The organism is Calditrichia bacterium (assembly GCA_020634975.1).
Lineage (GTDB): Bacteria > Calditrichota > Calditrichia > RBG-13-44-9 > J075 > JACKAQ01.
Genome location: JACKAQ010000001.1, coordinates 1217929 through 1238716 on the forward strand (window position 1 = coordinate 1217929; position 20788 = coordinate 1238716).

The 20788-nt window shown below is 47.5% G+C and carries 17 protein-coding genes; 9 read left to right on the plus strand and 8 right to left on the minus strand.

The genetic code is table 11. The features are described 5' to 3' along the window. Positions 1-112: 112 nt before the first annotated feature. The 5 genes from H6629_04860 to H6629_04880 all read left to right on the plus strand — a co-directional run bounded on the left by H6629_04860 (position 113) and on the right by H6629_04880 (position 3924). Positions 113-1129: a hypothetical protein gene (locus H6629_04860; protein ID MCB9067121.1), complete on the plus strand. Its 1017-nt coding sequence runs from the start codon at positions 113-115 to the stop codon at positions 1127-1129. Then, on the plus strand, positions 1126-2175 hold the full coding sequence (locus H6629_04865; GenBank protein ID MCB9067122.1) for a radical SAM protein: 1050 nt from the start codon (positions 1126-1128) through the stop codon (positions 2173-2175). Before H6629_04860 ends, H6629_04865 begins: the two co-directional genes overlap by 4 nt. Positions 2176-2458: 283 nt before the next feature. Further along, a complete protein-coding gene (locus tag H6629_04870; GenBank protein ID MCB9067123.1) occupies positions 2459-2623 on the plus strand; it encodes a hypothetical protein in 165 nt (54 codons plus the stop codon). Further along, complete coding sequence (locus tag H6629_04875) at positions 2620-3633, plus strand: T9SS type A sorting domain-containing protein (protein MCB9067124.1); 1014 nt, start codon at positions 2620-2622, stop codon at positions 3631-3633. Before H6629_04870 ends, H6629_04875 begins: the two co-directional genes overlap by 4 nt. 21 nt (positions 3634-3654) lie before the next feature. Next, entirely contained in the window at positions 3655-3924 is a 270-nt protein-coding gene (locus H6629_04880; GenBank protein MCB9067125.1) for a PqqD family protein, read from the plus strand. Between the two features lie 74 nt (positions 3925-3998). Here the strand turns inward: H6629_04880 and H6629_04885 are convergent, their stop codons facing one another. The 4 genes from H6629_04885 to H6629_04900 all read right to left on the minus strand — a co-directional run bounded on the left by H6629_04885 (position 3999) and on the right by H6629_04900 (position 9088). Beyond that, on the minus strand, positions 3999-5144 hold the full coding sequence (locus H6629_04885) for a choice-of-anchor J domain-containing protein (GenBank protein MCB9067126.1): 1146 nt from the start codon (positions 5142-5144) through the stop codon (positions 3999-4001). A gap of 24 nt (positions 5145-5168) precedes the next feature. After that, positions 5169-5735 (minus strand): hypothetical protein, encoded by a 567-nt coding sequence (locus H6629_04890; protein ID MCB9067127.1) that lies wholly within the window; start codon positions 5733-5735, stop codon positions 5169-5171. 54 nt (positions 5736-5789) lie between these two features. Next, positions 5790-8033, minus strand: a complete 2244-nt coding sequence (locus H6629_04895; protein MCB9067128.1) for a hypothetical protein — start codon at positions 8031-8033, stop codon at positions 5790-5792. 224 nt (positions 8034-8257) lie between these two features. Continuing rightward, positions 8258-9088, minus strand: coding sequence for a dienelactone hydrolase family protein (locus tag H6629_04900; GenBank protein MCB9067129.1), 831 nt, complete (start codon positions 9086-9088; stop codon positions 8258-8260). Positions 9089-9282: 194 nt separating this feature from the next. On the opposite strand from H6629_04900, the gene H6629_04905 reads away from it, so the two are divergent. Next, the gene (locus tag H6629_04905) at positions 9283-9834 is read left to right on the plus strand and encodes a hypothetical protein (protein ID MCB9067130.1); all 552 of its coding nucleotides are present in this window, start codon (positions 9283-9285) and stop codon (positions 9832-9834) included. Positions 9835-9978: 144 nt separating this feature from the next. On the opposite strand, the gene H6629_04910 is transcribed toward H6629_04905, so the two are convergent. Continuing rightward, positions 9979-11712: an NAD+ synthase gene (locus tag H6629_04910; protein MCB9067131.1), complete on the minus strand. Its 1734-nt coding sequence runs from the start codon at positions 11710-11712 to the stop codon at positions 9979-9981. A 259-nt stretch (positions 11713-11971) separates the two neighbouring features. Then, complete coding sequence (locus H6629_04915) at positions 11972-12424, minus strand: T9SS type A sorting domain-containing protein (protein ID MCB9067132.1); 453 nt, start codon at positions 12422-12424, stop codon at positions 11972-11974. A gap of 1937 nt (positions 12425-14361) precedes the next feature. Here H6629_04915 and H6629_04920 point away from each other — a divergent pair. Next, positions 14362-15720, plus strand: coding sequence for a replication-associated recombination protein A (locus tag H6629_04920; GenBank protein ID MCB9067133.1), 1359 nt, complete (start codon positions 14362-14364; stop codon positions 15718-15720). Continuing rightward, positions 15717-16238, plus strand: a complete 522-nt coding sequence (locus tag H6629_04925) for a hypothetical protein (GenBank protein ID MCB9067134.1) — start codon at positions 15717-15719, stop codon at positions 16236-16238. Before H6629_04920 ends, H6629_04925 begins: the two co-directional genes overlap by 4 nt. Here H6629_04925 and H6629_04930 read toward each other — a convergent pair. Continuing rightward, positions 16224-17006, minus strand: a complete 783-nt coding sequence (locus H6629_04930; GenBank protein MCB9067135.1) for a TatD family hydrolase — start codon at positions 17004-17006, stop codon at positions 16224-16226. The two genes, H6629_04925 and H6629_04930, sit on opposite strands and share 15 nt — an antisense overlap. A 206-nt stretch (positions 17007-17212) precedes the next feature. Continuing rightward, positions 17213-18220 (minus strand): TIGR01212 family radical SAM protein, encoded by a 1008-nt coding sequence (locus tag H6629_04935; GenBank protein ID MCB9067136.1) that lies wholly within the window; start codon positions 18218-18220, stop codon positions 17213-17215. Positions 18221-18680: 460 nt separating this feature from the next. On the opposite strand from H6629_04935, the gene H6629_04940 reads away from it, so the two are divergent. Continuing rightward, positions 18681-20735 (plus strand): LruC domain-containing protein, encoded by a 2055-nt coding sequence (locus H6629_04940; GenBank protein MCB9067137.1) that lies wholly within the window; start codon positions 18681-18683, stop codon positions 20733-20735. The last annotated feature ends 53 nt before the right edge of the window (positions 20736-20788 follow it).

Sequence of the window (20788 nt, forward strand, 5' to 3'; positions counted from 1 at the left end):
TTGAGCGCGCGTTTTTTTTAACCTGCCATTTCGTGACGCGATTCACACTAAAATTTTTCAGCTAACGTATTTTCTTCTCCGACTTTTTCGCGGGAAAACGGATTTTTCGCATATGAAACAACATTGGAGTGTTGAGCTGAATTCCGAAAAATATTTCCAACTGCTAAATTTTTCAATTCGTATCTCGGCTGATTCATCCGAAATTCTCGGAAAGTTCCGGTCGATTATCGATGCATTGGGGCTCCCAATTGTACTTCCGACAGGTTGCAGTGTGCCGTTGCAAATTCTTATAAATTCACAACTTACACCCATAAAACCTCCGTCCGAAACGTTTCCGGATGCCCGTTTTGACGATATCGATATCTGGCGATTTGCCAATCAGATTTTCATTTATCACCCGGATGCGCTATTCTTTGTCAATTTGCAGGAAAACACCATCGAAGGAAATGTGCTTGCAAACGGCGCACAAACGGAAACCATCGTTTATCAGGATTTGCTGCTGCTGGCGCTGATGTCGCTGCTGCGCCATCACAATGTTTTTGCGCTGCATGCCGGCTGTGTCACCACCGGAAACCGGGCATGCATGGTAATTGGCGAAAGCGGTTGCGGTAAATCGACGCTGGTGTTGGCGCTGCTTTCGCAGGGTTGGCAATCGGTTTCAGACGATTCCATTTTGCTGCGATACAACCCGTTGCAGCAGATTGTGGCGCATCCGCTCCGGCGGAAATTGCTGGTTTTTCCGGACGTGCTGGCGCATTTCGCCAAAACCAAACTTCACCTGAACGATGCCAAAACATCGGTCGATCCGCAACGGATTAACGGATTTCCTGTCTCAGAGGAATCGACCCCGCAATTGCTGCTGTTCCCCAAAATTGTCGATCAGCCGGAAAGCCAGTTGGTACCAATCAATAAATCGGATGCGCTGTATCACTTATTGCGGCAAAGCTCGCTCAATGCATACGACACGGTTCAAACGCCTGCGCACATGGATTTGCTCAAAAATCTGGTGCAGCAATCGCGTTGCTACCGGTTTATCGCCGGAAAAGATGTGCTGCTTTCGCCAGCGGATGTCTCGCGTAAACTACTGTCTGAAATGGCCTTAAATGAGCAACAGCAGGTAGGTTCATGAACAACGGCAACACTTCGCAACGCGGTGATTCTTCCCGATATCAGCCCATCAAAATTATTTTCGAACTGACCAATTTATGTAATTTCAGCTGCATCCATTGCATTCGCCATGAAGGCGGGCTAACGCATTATTTATCACCGGAAATCATCGAAAAAGTGCTGCGGGAATCGCAAGCGTATCACAGCGTAAGCCTGGTTTCTTTTACCGGCGGCGAGCCGACCATCCACCCGAAATTTGGCGAAATCGCCCGACTGGTGGCGGATTTCGGCTATTCGTTCTCTTTTGTGACCAATGCATGGCAATATCAAAAGACGTTTGAGCAGTTGCGTCCTGTGAAATCGGCGATCGGTTTTGTCAATTTCAGTATTGATGGCGCAACTGCTGAAACGCACGATTCCATCCGCAAACGGAGCGGCTCGTTCCGCAAATTGATGGAAGCGATTTCGCTGTATAAAATCAACGGAATTCCGGTTCACATCAACATGGTTATCACAAAAACGAATGTTGACGAAATGGAAGCGATGGTTCGGCTGGCGACACAATTGGGTTGTGCCGCTGTGGGTTTTGCCCATTGCCAGCCAACACCCGATGCCGTCGCCGCAAATATGGTAATGAACATCGCCGAACGCCGGCAGGTGGAATCAGAAATCGCCCGGTTGCAGCAGATGTATCAGCTTCCGGTGTATCTCGCGGGTGATCATCACAACGAATCGCCGTTTTTCCAGTGCGCACAATTGCAGATGCGCGAATTCAACATCGATCATCGTGGTTATTTGTCCGCGTGCTGTGTGCTTTCCAATTATCGCGGCGGACTGACAGACAGCGACATCGTTGCTGATTTAAACGAAGTCAGTTTTTACGAAGCGCACCTGCGACTGATGACGAAAATCAACGAAGTGAACGCCGAAAAGATACATCACATCGCTGCCGGAAAAATGGATGCCGCAGATAAATTTATCTGCACGCATTGCCTGCTCCATTACCAAAAAGTGCCGGATTTGAAATCCGTTTTATTGCCGGAGGTTTCGCAAAAACAATATCGTTAATTTTTGGAGTGGATTTCAGGATCTCAAATCGGTGAAATAACATATTTGCATGTGACCGTCGTCAATTTTTTGAAATAGCAATCGCGTGATCTATTTCACACTGCCAATACATTTTTGTAGGTTAATTGAACGACCAAAGACCTTTGACATCCGACGGACTCCATTTTTCTTTTTTTCAAATTCAATTCAAAATGTCCCATTTTTTTTCTGATTTCCGGAATCCGGAGTCTTGTTCGAATACATTTATTTAAAATCCTGTAACTGCTGAACATAAGGACAATCGATGAAAGCTCACACTACTGCGGAAAATGCGGCTCAAATTTTCAATCAGGATGGAACCAAAAACAACCCATCGCCCGCAAAAAAGGCATTTGTAAAACCCGAAATTCGCCGGCACGAATCGCTGCCGGATGTGACCACCGCTTTTGTAGGAACATTTCAACCGTGATCGTTTTTTTGCGCTATTTGGTGATTTGTTGGGTTTGTGCTATTTTCGGTGCACCCGGATTTGCACAACACATGCCTGAACGGGAAATCCTGCAATCGCGTCAATTATCGCCGACTGAATACCAAATACCCGCATCGCCGGAAGCCATTTCCGGACAGATAAAATTTGAAGAAAGCTTTGCAGATTCCACCGCAATGCAGCAATGGACGATCATCAACGCGGACGGCAGTTTCAACAATTCCGTTGGCGGCTTTACCACATATCTGATTTACAGCAACGGCGACAGCATCAAACCGCAAGTGCCGGGCACCTATTTTTGGGCGAGCAATTTTTCGAATGCCAACGGCAATTTACTCGACGAATGGCTGGTTTCGCCGCAACTACCGGCATTGGAAACGGGCGACACGCTCTATTTTTGGGGCGGTGCCATCGGCGGCGGATACGACGATTCTGTGCAAGTTCGCCTCGCAACCGAAAATCCGCAGGGGAATATTTCTGCGTTTGTCCATTCATTAGGTCGTTACAAAATGGCAGGTCCACTCGGCAACTGGACGCGATACGCTGTGCCGCTGGATTCCGCGCTGTGGCGGGGTCAGCCGGTTTGGATTGCGTTGCGGTATTGGCATAGCAACGGCGGTGCAACCGGTGCACATTCGGATAATGTGTGGCTCGATCACATCATTTTGGTGAACAACCCTTCCACCGGTATTCAACCGGAAAAAAATGTGGCGGAAACGTTTGAGCTGCACCAAAATTATCCAAACCCGTTCAATCCGTCCACAACCATTCCGTTCCGGCTGGAGAAATCCGCAAGTGTTAAATTGACGGTATTCGATATCGACGGAAAAATTGTGGCGACTTTAGTGAACAAAACCTTGCCCGCCGGAGAACATTCTGTGCGCTGGAACGGGCAGAACGATCAACGCCGGACGGTGGCTAACGGCGTGTATTTCTACCAACTTTCAGTTGAAAATGCCGACCAAACCCGCAAAATGATTTTGCTGAAATAAAAAACATAACACGGAGGTTCAATGGCTGTCGCACAAAAATACCGGATTGATCCAAATATTATACACACAACGTTGGACGAAAACGAAAGCGTTTTGCTTCATCTGAACACCAAACGCTACTACTCCCTCAACGAAACGGGGAGCAAAATCTGGCAGCATCTGCAAGCCGGAATCCCTCCGGAAACCATCAGTGACGCGCTGGAATCGGAATATGAAATTGCAGATGCCAAAAACTATGTTGCAGAATTTCTTGAGATATTGCGCAGGGAAGGATTGCTGACACACGGATGAGGACAACAAAAGGCGATCTGATACGGTCGCCTTCTGTTTTTTATTTTCATTGATGCCAACCCAAAATTTCCATTTTAAAAATCACAACTAATGCTGATCTGCCCGGCGCCGCGCGTGCGCACCCAATAGCCTTGCCCGGCTTTTAGCGAATCCGCGCTGAAATAGCCGTTTTCATAGCCGTAAATTGTGCCGGAGATGATGATGCCATCCGGATCATCTATCGCGCTGACCGGCACTGTGCAGGTTGGTCCGGAAATTAGATTCCAGCCGTTAACGAGGTTAATGATGCATTCGGAAAACGGTGCGCCGGTAATTTCAACCGTTTCCGCTCCGGGAAAATTAAGCCAGTATCCCGCAAAACGAGTGAGGTGTGTTTCGCTGAAATAGCCGCCGTCGAAACCGAATAGCGTTCCGCTGGTGTGATTCGGAAACAGTGTGTTTACCGATGAATCGCTGGCAGCTACCGGAAGCCCGACCAATCGCCAACCGGCGGAAATATTTTGGCTGAACACCAGATTGTTCCCGGTGATCGTCACATGATCCAGCCAAACATTGTCCGTGCTGTTACCAAATACGCCGCCGTTCGTGTGCCAGTATCGCAACGCAATCCAGATGTTCGATCCAATAAAAATGCTCGAATCCAGCGGGACGCGATATTCCGTCCAACTGCCGCGCGGACCGTCCATTTTGTATCGCGCCAACTTGTGTGTGAAAGCTGCCGTGCCGCCCTGCGGATCGCTGGTTGCCAGCCGCACTTCGATGGAATCTTTGAACAGCACTTCCGGCGCACCGCCATAAAATGACAGCGTGTCACCCGGTAAAACCACCGGCAATTGCGGGGAAATCAGCCATTCGTCCATCAGGGTGCCGTTAGCATTATCAAAATTACTCGCCCAAAAATATGTGCCCGCCACCTTCGGTGCAACCGATCCCCCACCGGGGAAAACCAGTCCGGTCACAAATTTGCCAACGGTTGCTCCACTGCCATTGGCACTGCCATCCTGGTTGATGATCGTCCACTCAGCGAGTGCTGATTCGTTGGCAAAAGTCGTTTCGTATTTAATAATTGCGGTGTTGGAAATGTGACGATCCGGCGGCAACATTTGCCGGTCCAATTGGTTATTTTGGTGTGGAATTTCGCGATTTTGCGAAACCCCGACAGTTGAAATGATCGAAAAGACACCCAAAACTATCACCAATTTACCGATCGATTTGAACATACGATTCACTCCGTGCCGTCGCGTTTAATCGGTAAATCCGTCGGACAAATCGAAATAGAAACTGAACGTATTGCAGGTTTTCAGCGCCGGAACAAACGCAATTGTGAACACATCCAACGGACCGGTTGACGGAGCGATATTTGTACTAACGCTGCCGCTGATGCCAAAAACATTGCTGCCGGTAACGTTGGTCGGCACCACATATTGAAAGGTGTTGCCACTGGTGTTCCTGAAATCGACCGCAAACGTACGCAGATTTTTACCGTTCGCAGTATCAAAATCGTTGCAGCCGAGCGGCGTGTAACGGATTTGTGCCAGCGTTACCTGATTGTTGATGATGGTGTTGGAAACATAATTCATCCCGGCTTTTTGGATGGGAATTTGCCGACCGCCGTAAAAAACTTCAATTTCGCCGGTTTGCTCGTTCACTTTTACACCGAATTTTTTGAGAATTTTGACAGGTTCGCGCTGATCCCGAACCTGATCGCGGATCACATCCAACGGGATTTTATCGCAACTTAAAAAACCTGAGAGCAGTAAACCGGCCAAAATGAGCGTCTGCAGCATGTGTTTTCGGTTGAGTATCATCATTCAATCTCCACCCTGGTATTGTTTATAAGCTATTGAAAATATTCGTTTAATCGATCACAGAAAATCCACAAACCAGACACGCTGGTTCCCGGCAGCGTCGGTAATCAGCAATCGTGCTTTTGGCGATGTACCGGTTTTTGTCGCAGTAATGCTTACGGAACTCACCGGCGAAGTATTGAATCGCTGACCTTGCGCAAAATCGTTGCCGCCGATAGTGATGGTCGCGCCTTCCAGCGTTTTCACCTCGATGGAAACGATGCCGGAGCCGCCATCAGAAATGGTGCCGCTTGCGGTTGTGCCGCTAAATTCGCTGATTGTGGCAGTGGGCGGGGTCGATTCGATGCCATCGGTTTCCAGCCAAACCGTATAGCTCCTCGCGGGAATTTCGAAACTAACCCGAGAGTTACCGTCCACCTCCATAAAATTGCTGGTGGCGTTGCCGGTTAAATCGAACAGTTTTGAACCGACGGGCAGTTCAAACGTGTTCACGCCGTGCGTGACGCGCAGTGCAATGTTGGCAAAATTGATGGCTACCATTACATCTTTACCGGAAGGTGTTCCATAGAGTTGATATAAAAGTGTATTGGTTTCGTATCCGGAGTCATAATAGCGATAATAGCCGCCATTATTGCTCAAATAATCCCGCTGGGTTGCGCCGGCAATATGCGCTTTGTGAATGCTGATCAATTCGTCAATTTCATCTTTGATGCCGCGATGGTAGTAATCCGTGTAAAATACCGTCGGTAAACCGATCTGGTTGTTCGTGAGAATATAAGCATAACTCAAAATCGGATCGTTTTCCACCGGTTCGCCACCGTGCCGGAAATCGTGATTGTTGACAAACGTAACCACATTAAATCCGCTGGCGCCAACGGCATCCACCATGCTGCTGGTGAAAACTTCCCGCACATCAATTGCCGGAACGTCTGCGGCTTCAAGTTTGCTGCGGAGGGAAAAATCAAAAATTCGCGGCGTGATAGCCGTTTTGGTGTCTGCATCCATATTCGCCGAGACGACGTCCACCCAGTTTTTTAACGTGCCGGGATTGCCATCAAAAAATTCGCCGACAACGAGATCCGGCGCGATGCCCTGGTCATACAAATAATCCAGCAAATCGCCGGCAAAAGCGTAATCGAAATGTTTCACCGCATCCATCCGGTATCCCCGGATGCCATTATCCGTCCACAGCCATTTGCTCCAGTCGAACAACACATCTTTGGTATTCTGCACATTTTGGTCGTAATCGTAAAAAAACCACATAAAATCAAAATCGCCGGAAAGCTGGGTAGAATTGCCATTCGGTTTGAAATTCAGGTAATTCATTCCGCCCATTTGACTGGGTAATCCGAAAAAATTGGTATATGTTTGATAAATCAGTGAATTTACAATATCCTGCCCGAAGGAACCGTTGTCATACCAGAGACCATGCACGGTGTGGTCAGAATAGCTGCCGCCGGTGTTGTTCAGGAAAATAAAGAGTGTATCACCTGCCGCAAAAAAATCATCTGTGGTTACGGTGAGGGCGAATTCGTCGATACCGCAACCGGCGTTGTCGATGGTTGCTAGCATATCTCGTCCTAACTCTGTAGCATTGTTACCTTGCCCGCAATCACCACCACCATTGAATGCGCCATTGTTAAATTCATCCTCACTCAGCTCAGACAAGTTTCGGTAACCGACTCTATTTGTTTGAATATACAGTTTGTACCCAAAGTTGTGAAAATTTGAATGCAACGATTTTGAGCGAATTTTAAAATAGTACGTTCCGCTGCCATAACCGGTTGCACCGCCAATCGGCAACACAATCCGAAAGCGATCTGATGGAAACGGCTGGTCACCTGAATTGATTTTTGTGTCCGTCATGCCTTCGATCCAGCCTTCGACCGCAGGATTATTCTCCGGTTTCCCGCCGTCGCGGTGGTTGTAAACCACATCCGCCACCGCTTTGATGCCGACAGCGTTAAATTCCGCGATCAGGTTTTGCAAATCCGTCACCGAACCGAAACCGGTTGCGCCGCCACCTGCCGGCAATCCCAAATCAAACAAATCTTTCGGATCGTATCCGTTGCTGCTGTTACCGAAACTTGCGCGGGAAAGCGGCGGCAGCCAAACGTGAGTGAATCCGGCGTCAGCCAGTTCCTGCGCTTTCAGCCGCAGTGTGTCCGCCCACAGATTGTTATCCGTGGTTTTGGGATAATCCCAATACCAACCCTGCAGGAGAAAATCCTGCGCTATGATTGTGGATTGCAACAACAAAAATACAGCAAATATTTTGAACAATTTGATTTTATGCGCCATGCGAAAACTCCGTATTTCGGCGGTTACGAGAAATATGATTAATATCCTGAAAGATATGTTATTTCGTGGAAAATCTGATGTTAAAGAGCACATTTCGAAGATATTTTGTAGAAAACAAAGATAACCATAGCGGCTGTTTCGGGCAAATCAATTCTGATGTCTGCGCAAAAAAAATCCGGTGCAGGCAAGTGCCGACACCGGATTTTTTGAATATGATCTCTCATTTATTCCGCAAAAACGCGATTGAACAAATCTTGCATATCCTGCCAGGATTGCTCATCCGCCGCTTTGTTATATGCCAGCGGCATCTCAAATTTTTGACCGTTTGCATCTGCATCCGGATTGGTGAAACTGTGCACCGCACCGGGATAATTCACAAATTTGAAATCTGCACCGGCGGCTTCCATTTCCGCTTTGAACGCATCAATTTGTTCGTCGGTTACGAACGGATCATCCGCGCCGTTGCACACCAGAATTGCGGCTTTTACATCACCTTCTTTAGCCGGATTTTGGGTTGCGATGCTCCCGTGAAAACTTACAACGGCATCCAGCGGCATACCTGCCCGGGCCATGTGCAACACAACGCCGCCGCCAAAACAGTAGCCGATTGCACCAATTTTGCTGGTATCCACCGTCGCTTGCGATTTGAGCAATTTCATTGCTTCGCGAAAACGCTGTTCCCCGGCGGGAATATTTTGCATTACTTCGGTGGCAAATTTCATGGCGTCATCCGGGTGATCGGCAATTTTGCCTTCGCCATACATATCCACTGCCAATGCGGTGTATCCGAGTTTCGCGAGCATATCCGCACGTTCGCGAACGTATTCCGTTGCGCCCCACCACTCATGCACAACCAAAATTCCGGGACGTTTGCCGGTTTTGTCCGCGTCGTAGGCGAGGTAACCTTTCATGGTCATGCCATCCACTGTGTAATCGACCGGCTTGCCCTGCAACCCGGTTTCGGCGGGCATTTCCTGTTTTGCTTCCGGCTGAGGATTGCCGCCACATTGCCAAAGCAACATGCTCATCAGCGCCAAAAATAATAATTTTCTCATCTTCAATAGCCTCCATCAATGTTTATATGATTATGCCGTGCCAACACGGCGTTGAATAGTGGTTAAGTTTTGTCCAAATTTCTTGCGGTGGAAAACGGGTATCTGTAATTTTCATCCTGTAAAATAAACATAAGTATTTTTATCATGAATTCGGTTCTATTGTCAAATATTCCATAATTTACGAAAAAATAACAATGACGCGCCAATTTACTTTGATTTTTACCATTTTATTAGGTTTTCTTCCATTGTTTTCCCAATCGAATTCCGATTCATCCGCAACAGCGTTGATCGAATTTGAGATGAAAGACCAATTCAACCGCGAATACACCCACGAAAGCTGGGGAGACAGCATCATAGTTGTGTTTGGCAGCGACCGCGATGGCAGCGAATTCAACCGCATTTGGGGCGAAGCCATTCAGGATTCGTTGAAAAATGAGCCGGGATTTGACAAGGTTCGATACGTTGCGGTGGCAGATTTACGCGGTGTTCCCTTTTTTCTGAAAGGATTGGTAAAAGGTTTTTTCCCGAAAGAAAACCGGAAGCTGTGGATTCTGCTGGATTGGAAAGGTCGATTCGCGGAGGACTATCATTTCGTTAAAGGGAAAAGCAACATCCTGATTTTTAATCGCCAACAACAATTAATGCGCCATTTTGCCGTCACTGAAATGAACCCGGAGCAATTGTCGGAAATTCTCGCCACGCTGCAATCCCAATTGAAGGATAAATTGGGAAAGGATAAAGGATAAGTGATAAAGGATAAATCCGAGAAGGATAAAGACAAAATGCCATTCTGCGCCACATATACCTATTTACTTTTATCCTTTATCTTTTATCCTTTATCTTTTATCCTTTATCTTTTATCCTTTATCCTTACTTTTGATCTTTGCGCGTCAGCGCCGATAGCCATTGGTAATCGGAAATCTGCGATCTTTGCCGTAGGCTCGCGGCGTAATTTTGATGCCCGGCGCACTTTGGCGACGTTTATATTCGTTCAGATCCACCAGTCGCAGAATATTTTTCACCAAATCCTCATCAAAACCGAGCCGGACAATTTCCTCAAACGCCAGATCATCTTCGACATACGCTTTCAGAATTGGATCGAGCACCTCGTATGGCGGAAGCGAATCGCTGTCTTTTTGATCGGGACGAAGCTCGGCACTCGGCGCTTTTGTGATGATCGATTCGGGAATAATATCAAATTTCGCAACTGCGTTGCGATAGCGGCTGAGGGCGTAAGCCAGCATTTTCGGCACATCTTTTATTACGGCAAACGCGCCACACATATCGCCGTATAACGTGCAATAGCCCGTTCCGTACTCGCTTTTGTTACCGGTGGTGAGCACCAGCGCACCAAATTTATTGGACAGCGCCATCAATATATTTCCGCGAATCCGCGCCTGGATATTTTCTTCCGCAATGCCGGATTCGGTTTCTTTGAACAACGGTTTCAGTTCGTCCAGATACAAATCGTGCAACCGTCCGATCGGTACCTCGTGATAGTCGATCCCGAAATTTTCCGCAAGCTGCTGCGCGTCTGTTTTGCTGAGCGTACTGGTAAATTTGCTGGGCATGGAAACACCGGTCACATTTTCTTTCCCGAGCGCATCTACCGCAATGGCGCAAACCAACGCGGAATCGATCCCGCCGGAAAGCCCCATCAGCACTTTGCTGAACCCGTTTTTGTGCACATAATCGCGCAACCCGAGGGTTAGGGCGTGATACACCTCTGCGTCCGTCGATAAATCCGGCAAAATTTCCGGTGCCGGAATATCGTTAAGCGGCAACGCCACCGACGGTTCCAGCGTAATCATTTGAATATTTTTGTTGGGCGGAACAAACAATTTTTCTTTCCGGCGTCGCGGATCGTGCAGCCGTTTGGCAAACACATTATCCGGATGTACATCCGCGACAATCAGCGCTTCTTCAAAACTGGGCGCCCGGGCGATCAAATCGCCGTCTTCGGAAATGAGCACGCTGGTGCCGTCAAAAATGATATCATCCTGCCCACCAACGAGGTTGACATACGCCAAGATTACCTCGCTATCCTGCGCCCGGACTTTCAGCATGTTGGTGCGATCCTGCACTTTTTCCATTGCGTACGGCGATGCCGAAATGTTGATAATCACTTCCGCGTTGCCATATAACGCCTGATCGTGCAACGGTCCGCCGGGATACCAAATATCTTCGCAAATATTTACGCCGATGTTGATATCATTAAATTTGTAAACCGGCAGCCGTTTGCCTTCCTGAAAATAGCGGTTTTCATCGAAAACGCCGTAGTTTGGCAAAAACTGTTTGTGATAAATATCCACCATTTCGCCGCGATGCAAAAACGCCGCCGCGTTAAAAATATCGTCCCGGCGATCCACAAAACCGACAACGATAGAAATATCTTTGCTGTACGGAATCAGCTTCTGGAGATACTCCAGATTATCCTCGATAAACTCCGGGCGAAGCAGCAAATCTTCCGCCGGATACCCCGTCAGTGTCAGCTCCGGAAACGCAACGATGTGCGCATGTTGCGCTTTGGCCTGTTCCACAAAATTTACGATTTTTGCAAAATTTCCTTTTAAATCGCCAACGGTAGCGTTCATTTGCGCCATTGCTAAACGCAGTGTTCTCATGTATTTACTTCCTTTCCCGGTTGAAAATGCAAAACCGGCAGATTGCTTTTGAATCCATTTTTATTTTGAATGAATTATAACGAATCAAAACTGGATTCGCAATATCTCATAGAGAGACTGCGGCGGGGGGAATAAAAATCAGCTGAATGTTTTATTGAAAAAAAGAAGCCCGGCAATTATTCCGGGCTTCTTTTATATTGACGCTTCGGTGCCAAAATCCGTTAATCCGAAGTTTTAGCGAGGGGTCTATCGAGGAGTTTTATCGGGTTAACAGCATTTTGCGAACGTTTGAAAATTCGCCGGCCTGCAATTGATAAAAATACACGCCGCTGCTGAGATGGCTGGCATCAAACGAAATTTCGTAAGTGCCGGATGCCTGCGTTTCGTTGACCAGAACAGCTACTTTTTGACCAACCAGATTGTAAACCGACAACGTTACATTCGCAGATTTGGGAACGCTGTAGCGTATGCGGGTTTCCGGGTTGAACGGATTCGGGTAGTTTTGCTCCAGGCTAAATGCTTTCGCAACCGCTGGTTGATCGTCGTCGATGGCAACAATGCCTGTGCCTGTCCACGAAAAATGGTCGAGCCACAGGTTGTCGGAATGTTCCCCGTTTGGTCCGCCATTCTGGTGCAAATAGACAAGTGCAACATAGATATTTTGCCCGGCGAATGCCGAAATATCAAACTCGTACGGGTTCCAACTGCTAATCGGTCCGGCAACTTTGAAATATGCAACCTGATTCGTAAAACTTGCCGGATTGGCATTGGTTGTGGAAACGACAACCCGCAACGAGTCGTTGAAGGCACCGCCGATCGCTCCGGCGTAAAAGCTGATCTTATCCCCGTTTTGAACATTTTGCATTTGCGGGGTAATCAACCAATCGCTGATGAATGTGCCGTTTGCACTATTGAAGCTGCTGAAGAGAAAATGCGTTCCGATTTGCGGATTAACCAGCGTACCATCAAAATTTACCTGCGTGCGCAATTCCCAGGTTGTGCCGCTGCCGTCCACATCCACAATTTGCCAGCCTGCCGGTAAAGTTGCACCACTGAAGGTTTGCTCCAGTTTGGTAACGATACCGCCACCACCACCGCTAACTTGCCAGCCGTTATCTTCAAACAATGCCAGCATCAACGCGCCGGGTGAATGGATGGCTTCGCCGGGCGCAATTGCCGGTGTCATCAGCGCATGCGGCGTGCCGTTGTAGGATGATTCATCGAAATGCGAATAGCTCGAACCCTGCTCCCAGGGATTCGGTGCATAAATCGGTGCGGGCGTTCCACCGTTCGCCTGAACGGTTTTAGTTCCCGCGTAAAACAAATTATTGCTCACTAATTGTGCACCCAACGCCGTTGAGGAATTGGGGAAATTATTAATGTCAATTAATTGCTGTCCGTTGCCATTTTGGGAATATTGATCGTAAATAAACGGAAACGCCGTTCCCAATCCCCAGCTGCCGGTGCCGTTGTCATATCCCATCGAACCGAGGAATCCCAAACCGTGCCCCAGTTCGTGCAGCACAACAGACACAAAATCAAAATTATTGGACGGCGGATTGCCGTCTGTTCCCAAATACCAATTGCTGAAAACACTACTGAACGTTGCAACAATATCTGCACTGTCCGGATGGTTTAAAGCAGACCCGTTCGAGGCTTCTGCCAGAGCCACCGGATACCAGTTGGTGCCGTTATTTGCAAAATCGCCCGGGCCGGCAGAGCCGAGCACGCCCGAAGCCAACGGCGCCCATTTGGCGCTCACCCGGATCGGGACATCAGACACTAAAATAGATGACCATATATCCACCGCATATTGAAATGCGGCTTGGGCTTGCGGCGTAAAACCATCGTAATCAACAATAAATGTGGCGGTTTGCACGCCCATTTGGAATTGTTCGGGTGCGGCAATGCGTAAATCGCTGCTTTGGTCGAGCAATTGCAGTTCGCATCCGTCCAAAATATTGTAATCTAAATTGGAAATTTCCCATTTTGTTGCCTGAACATGCTGGTCGCGCCGAACATCCCGTTCCTGTGCCCAAAGCATATTCCCCAAAAATACAGCTATACTTAAAACGGTCAACATTTTTTTCATCAAAATGCCTCCTTCGTGATTGTGCTAAACGCGTCTATTCCATTAACGCATTCACCGATTATTAAAAAAGAATCCCTGATTATATAGATAATTCTGTTGCCTTAACATTGACCTGGGTCAATTTGGTCACGATAACAGCATCGCCAGTTTTGCGAATTGCTACGATTCAAAACAAAAAGGATGCCATTTGCAGAATGGTTTTTCGAGCCACCATAAATATCTATTTTTAAACACTTTAAATTCACATGGTAAATAAGATTTCTCCAAAAAACATGTTGCTTTTGTTCGACAAAAATGACCGAACTAAAACGGATGTTGATTTCTATTGACATATCCTCGTTATTTTCGTCGAAAAATCCGCTTTTGTTAATCATTTTAGAGCACATCCGGGATAAATTTTCTCAATTTTAACCAGAAATTTTTCCGGAAACCCGGCTGAACTGCTTTTGCCGGAATCTGCGGGAAAAAATTGCACACTTTTGAAATTGAAAAACCCAAATTTCATGGATTGAATTTGCTATTTTGATTTCAGTAACGAGATATTAAATTAAATCACTATGGATTTATTTTCGCAACAACAGCAACAGCAGCCGCAAGATGCCGCGGCAATTCCACTGGCGGAACGCTCCCGTCCCGCCGGGCTGGATGGTTTTGTGGGTCACGAAGCCATTATCGGCGAAGGCACGGCGCTGCGCGAATCGCTGAAACACAACCGATTGAAATCGCTGATATTTTGGGGACCGCCCGGCGTTGGCAAAACCACATTGGCGCGGGCGATTGCCAACACAGTTAACAGCGAATTTATCAGCATGAGCGCGGTTACCGCTGGCGTTGCGGACATTCGCAAAACCATCGAAAAAGCCCGCAGCAACCGCGATTATTTCGGCAAATCCACCATTCTGTTTATCGATGAAATTCACCGGTTCAACAAAGCCCAGCAGGATGCGCTGCTGCATGTGGTGGAGGACGGCACCATCACGCTCATCGGCGCAACTACCGAAAATCCGTCGTTTGAAGTAATCTCGCCCCTGCTTTCCCGGTGCCAGGTGCTGGTGCTAAAATCGCTGAATAACGATCATATTCGAAAAATTGTTGAGCTGGCGCTCGAAAAAGATTCTGTGCTTCGTGAGAAGCAGGTCAAAATTGATGATTGGGAAACGGTGTATATTTTGGCGGATGGCGATGCACGGCGCGCGCTGAACACCATCGAACACGCCGTGGATTTGCTCGGCGACAGCCAGCCGCCGCTGGTGCTCACCAAAGCCATTTTCGAAAAAGCGGCACAGCAGAAAGTGCTGAAGTACGACAAAGGCGGCGAGTATCATTACGACCTGATTTCTGCGTTCATCAAAAGTGTGCGCGGCAGCGATCCGGATGCGGCAGTATACTGGATGGCACGAATGCTGGAAGCCGGCGAAGATCCCAAATTTATCGCCCGGCGAATGATTATTCTGGCATCGGAAGATGTGGGAAATGCCGATCCGGCAGCGTTGACAATCGCCACAAGTTGTTTTACCGCCGTCACTTACATTGGCATGCCGGAATGCCAGATTATCATGAGTCAGGCGGCAACATATCTGGCGGCAGCACCGAAAAGCAACGCCAGCTATATGGCAATCCGCAAAGCGATGGACGATATTCGCCAACAACCGGATGTGCCCGTGCCGCTGCATCTGCGCAACGCGCCAACCGGTTTGATGAAAAAACTCGATTACGGCAAAGATTACCAATATGCCCACGATCATCCGGAACATTTTGTCGCAAAGCCGTATTTACCGGAGGAGGTTGCTGGGAAAATTTATTACAACCCGACGGAAATGGGACACGAAAAATCGATCCGCGACCGCCTGCTGCGTTTGTGGAAAAATATAAAACCGTATGTTTCAACCAAAGATTCGGAAAATAAATCGCAATGAGCCTAAAAAATAAAATTACCGGCTACCTTCTCGATTCGAAAGTTCGTCCGGTGTTATCCCGGTTGAGCCAAACCCTAAATTTTCCGGCGAAAGCCAGTGTCATCAAAAAAGTGCTGGTGGTGATGCCGCGCAACATGTCACTGTTGGAGGATGCGAACCGTTTTATCCAATCGCTGCGGAAATCTTATCCCAACTGGCGGGTAGAATTATTTGATGTAGACAAACTCTCCGAAAAAGATTTGAACCGGATGAGCCTGCCCCGCGACGAAATTGTGGACAAACTCCGCAATGCGAAATACAATTTTGTGATGGATTTGAACGACCAGCCCGACCAGCTTTCCGCATACGTTGCACTGATGACCGAAGCACCGTACAGACTGCATTTAAACGCCGACGAATCAGATTTTTTCAACCTCACGTTTCAACCGCAAACCAATGGTGACGGCAGCTCGCCCCGCAAGGAATCGGAATTTTACAACTCACTGCTGGAATATCTCGGAAAATTATTCGTCAATTAAATTTGGCAGGCGAAAAAAACGGCGAGCGTTTTCGGTGGTGATGCGGGCAATTTCCGCAACCGGCAGTTCGTGAATTTCCGCCAGTTTTTGCGCCACAGCCAGCACATTCGCCGGCTCGTTGCGCTTTTTTTTGGATTTCGACGGTGCGATGTATGGCGAATCCGTTTCGATCATCGTGCGGTCCAGCGGCACAATCTTGGCAACATTTTCATCGAAACTCTGGTAGGTTATGCTGGCTGTAAACGAAATGTGCAATCCCATTTCGAGATAAAATTCGGCATCAATCGTATCCCCCGCGAAACAGTGCATCACCCCGTGTAATTTCTCGATTTTTTCTTCCTGAAAAAACCACTGCATCTCCCGCTGAGCAGACCGATTGTGGATAACCACAGGAAAATCAAGCGCTTGTGCGATGTCGATCATTTGCCGGAAAACGCCGTACTGGGCAGCGTGATGTTCCGTTTCCCAATAAAAATCCAGCCCGATTTCGCCAATCGCCACCACTTTCGGGTGCGATTTTGCGAGTTCCCGGATGATATCCGCATCGCCCGGCTTTGCCAAATGCGCCTCCGACGGGTGAATCCCGACACACGCAAAAACCTGCGGATGCGCATCCGCCAGCGCCAATGCCTGATGGCAGGATGCCACGTCCGTTCCGAGGGTTACCAATTGTGCAACGCCGGCAGCAAACGCGCGTTGCATCACCGCGTCGCGGTCGTCATCAAACGAATGGTAGTGCAAATGGGTATGGGTATCGATCAGTTGCATGTTTTTCTGTTTTTAACATCTTTTTTGACAGGATTACAGAATTTGCACGATTTTTTAGTAGCGATTCGGAAATGCGACTCAGCGAGCTACTTCCACTCACGGAAATTTTACAGATGTATTGGTATTACCTGTCATTCCAGCGAATGCTGGAATCTCCCGTATGCCTCATCGTTTAAAATTCAATCCTGTCGATTCTGTCAAAAAAATTAATGATTTTCAATTGTTTGTGATAAACCTTTGGCGAGTTGTGCGCCGTTTTCCGGCTGATACAAATCGCCCTGACAAACACCGCGTCGCTGCATTTCCGCTTCGATATCCTGCACGACAACCGAGGTTCGCACGCCCCAATGCGGCGCAATCAGGTGTTTGGGGCGGGTTTCACCAACCAATCGCTGGAGCATAATTTCCGGCTTCAGCCGTCGCAGAAACTCGATCGCCAGATCGATATATTCTTCATACTCGAACAGCGGGAACGGATCGCGCAAATACTCCGTTGCCAGCGCAGTTTTTTTGACGATATGCAAGTGATGCAATTTCAACGATTGGATGGGATAGCGCGAAACAACCTCCGCAGTTTTGAGCATCTGTTCGCGCGTTTCGCCGGGCAATCCCAAAATGAGATGCGCCGCAACGTGAATGCCACGATTGGCGGTCATATTTACTGCGTCCGCCCATTCGGCAAATCCGTGCCCGCGATTGAGCCGTTCCAACGTGGCGTCATAAATTGATTCCAACCCGTATTCCAAACTGACGTAATGGCTTTTCGCCAGTGTTTCAAAATACGCTATTTTTTCTTCATCGATACAATCCGGACGCGTGCTGACCACCAAACCGCACACTTCCGGCTGGCGCAACGCCTGTTCATACAAATGTTTCAGATAACTCAACGGCGCGTACGTATTGCTATACGCCTGGAAATACACCACAAATTTCATCTCGCCGTAGCGTTTTTGTAAGTACTCGATGCCAGCGCGAGTTTGTTCTTCGATGCTCATTCCGGGCGTGCAATAATAAGGCACAAAACTCATGTTATTGCAATACGTGCAACCGCCAAATGCTTTGGCACCATCACGATTTGGGCAGGTAAACCCGGCATCGACGGATACTTTTTGCAACCGGCTGCCAAATTTATTCGCCAAAAAATTTTTGTAGGCGTTATACGGGCGCGATGTTCCCCACGGGTAGTTATTGCGCTTCTTTATATTTTTTTTCATTGCCTTCGATTCTTAAAACGACAGATACCTTAATCCATATTTTTCAAATATAACCTTCAATTAAAATCAAAAAACGTGTTTTCGCAAGGATGAAATCAGAAGATTTTTATTCTGCAATACATGGCTCTATTGCATCATTTAATTAAAGTGATATTTAGAATGATCGAATATATTTTCAATTGACGTTTTAATGGGGACCAAATTAATTATTTCTGCAAAATGGTTTTTGGTTAATACACGCTTTCGCTGCCGGTTGCAAGGATTGGGGAATTCCGGAAAAAATACATCTCAACAGAACATCGTTAGCGTGCAATTTGGTCGGATAGAATTTTCTGCCGCTTTGTTCAAAAATAGCGGTCTTTTTTGCAAAAAAAACCTAAAGCGACACAAAATTTAAGTCGATTAGAACAATAATAGTCATGATGGAATATGGTGATTTACACAAGAAAGGTGTTGAGAAATGAAGTTTGCAAATTTCCTAAAAATGATGCTGGCAGGATTGATCGTTTTTGTTTCGCTATCCAGCGGTTGCAAAAAAGTCAGTTCCGGACCCGGTCCTGATTCAGAAATTCCGGATGACTTCGATTACAACACTACACGAAGCATCAATGTTCGATTCGAAGCTCTTTCCCCTTCAGGCAACCCGATTCAGGCAGTGCGTTGCAATGTCTACAAAGAGGGTTACGGCGATAACAATCAATTAGGCCAATTGCTCGTTTCCGGATTTACCAACAGCAATGGTATTCTGGAAACCGTGTTCAGCGTTCCCGCAACGCAGGACAGTGTATATCTGGAAATGCAATTTATCGGAATGCTGAATGCCAGCATGGCACCGGTGAAAAATGGCGATCTCGTTTTTATCCTCGGTCAAGGTGTGGAAGGTCAGGAATTTATATCCGATGGCGCCCGCCCAAGACGGATGACACTCAACCGAACCACCAACACACCGGATTTTATCTTCATGGGCGATTGGAACAACAAAGGAAAACCAGACTATCTGGAAGCTGAGCGGGATGAGTTTACCGAAGAATTTTTAACTGGTATCAACCAATCTCTCCCGGAAGGTGAATCCGTCGTGGATTTGCATCCGGAATTTTTGGCAGCAGGAAACGAAACCAACATTGTTTTAACCAATAATGCAGATATCTGGGTGACATTCGTTCATGAAGGTGCCGGTTACAAAAATGTATTGGCTTATTACACTTATCCAAATGACAATCCCCCGGCATCCGATAACGATGTTTCTGAAATCACCATTATTTTCCCGAATGTGAGCGTCGACGGAAGTAGAGTTTTGCAAGCCGGCGACAAAGTATTTCTTGGATCATTTGAGGCAGGAACAACAGTTGCCTGGACACTGATTGCTGATGGCTATGATGACCCCCATGATGAAGTAACCGTTGGTAATGGGTTAATATACTCTGATGCCGAATTGAACGATGGGCCATCGGATAAGCAACAGCACATGATTTTACTGCGTGACGTTCTCACAAACAACCTGATAATGGGATTCGAAGACATTCTCCGCTCCACCGGCGGTGATGAAGATTTTAACGACGCTGTATTTTACGCAACGGTGGACCCGATTTCCGCAATCAGCGGCTACATCCCAACCACGGATGACGACAATGTTGACACAGATGGCGACGGCATCCCCGATTTTCAGGATGAATTCCCCACAAGCCCGGATTCCGCATACAGCACATCCGATCCTGCAGAAGCAACCTATTACACCCTCGCGTTTGAGGATGATTGGCCGGTTCAGGGTGATCTGGATTTCAACGATTTGGTTATTGATTACAATTTTGAAAAAATTGCCAACGCAAACAACGAGATTGTCAGCCTGAAAGGTAACTTTGTCGTTCGTGCAGCGGGTTCGCTTAAATCCAATATTTTTGGCATCCAGTTTGATAATCTGCAGCCTTCGGATATCCGCGGAACTGCCGGCGAAATTATCACCTGTAGCCATGTCACTTTTGCAACCAACGGTGTCGAAGCCGGGCAAAGCCGGGCGGTTATCATCGTATTGGACGATGCCCGATTGGTACTGCCACCCTCGGACCCGAGTTATACGGCAAATAGTCAGGAAGGTGTGCCATACGTATCACCGGATACATTTTCTGTAGTCATCAGTTTTACGAATCCGGTTACGCCACAAGAATTGGGCTCCGCACCCTATAACCCATTTCTGATTTCTGATGGCAATCGCGGGTACGAAGTTCACCTCAGTGGTGCAATTCCAACAGATTTAGTGGACGAAGCGCTCTTCGGCACCGAAGATGACGCCAGTCAAGCCCAAAACGGGCGCTACTATCGCACTCAAAACAATCTTACATGGGCACTGAATATTCCGGATGTTTGGGATTATCCCTTCGAAGGCGTGTATGTTCGGGATGCATATAACCACTTTTTCGGATGGGTTCAAAGCGGTGGGACCGGTAATCAAAACTGGTTTAACGATACCAGAGATGAAAGTATGATTTACGTGCCTTACGGCATCTCAAAAAGAAGATAATATGGGTCTGTACATCTGAAACCTCCACGAAAAAGCCGGTATTGACTGACCGG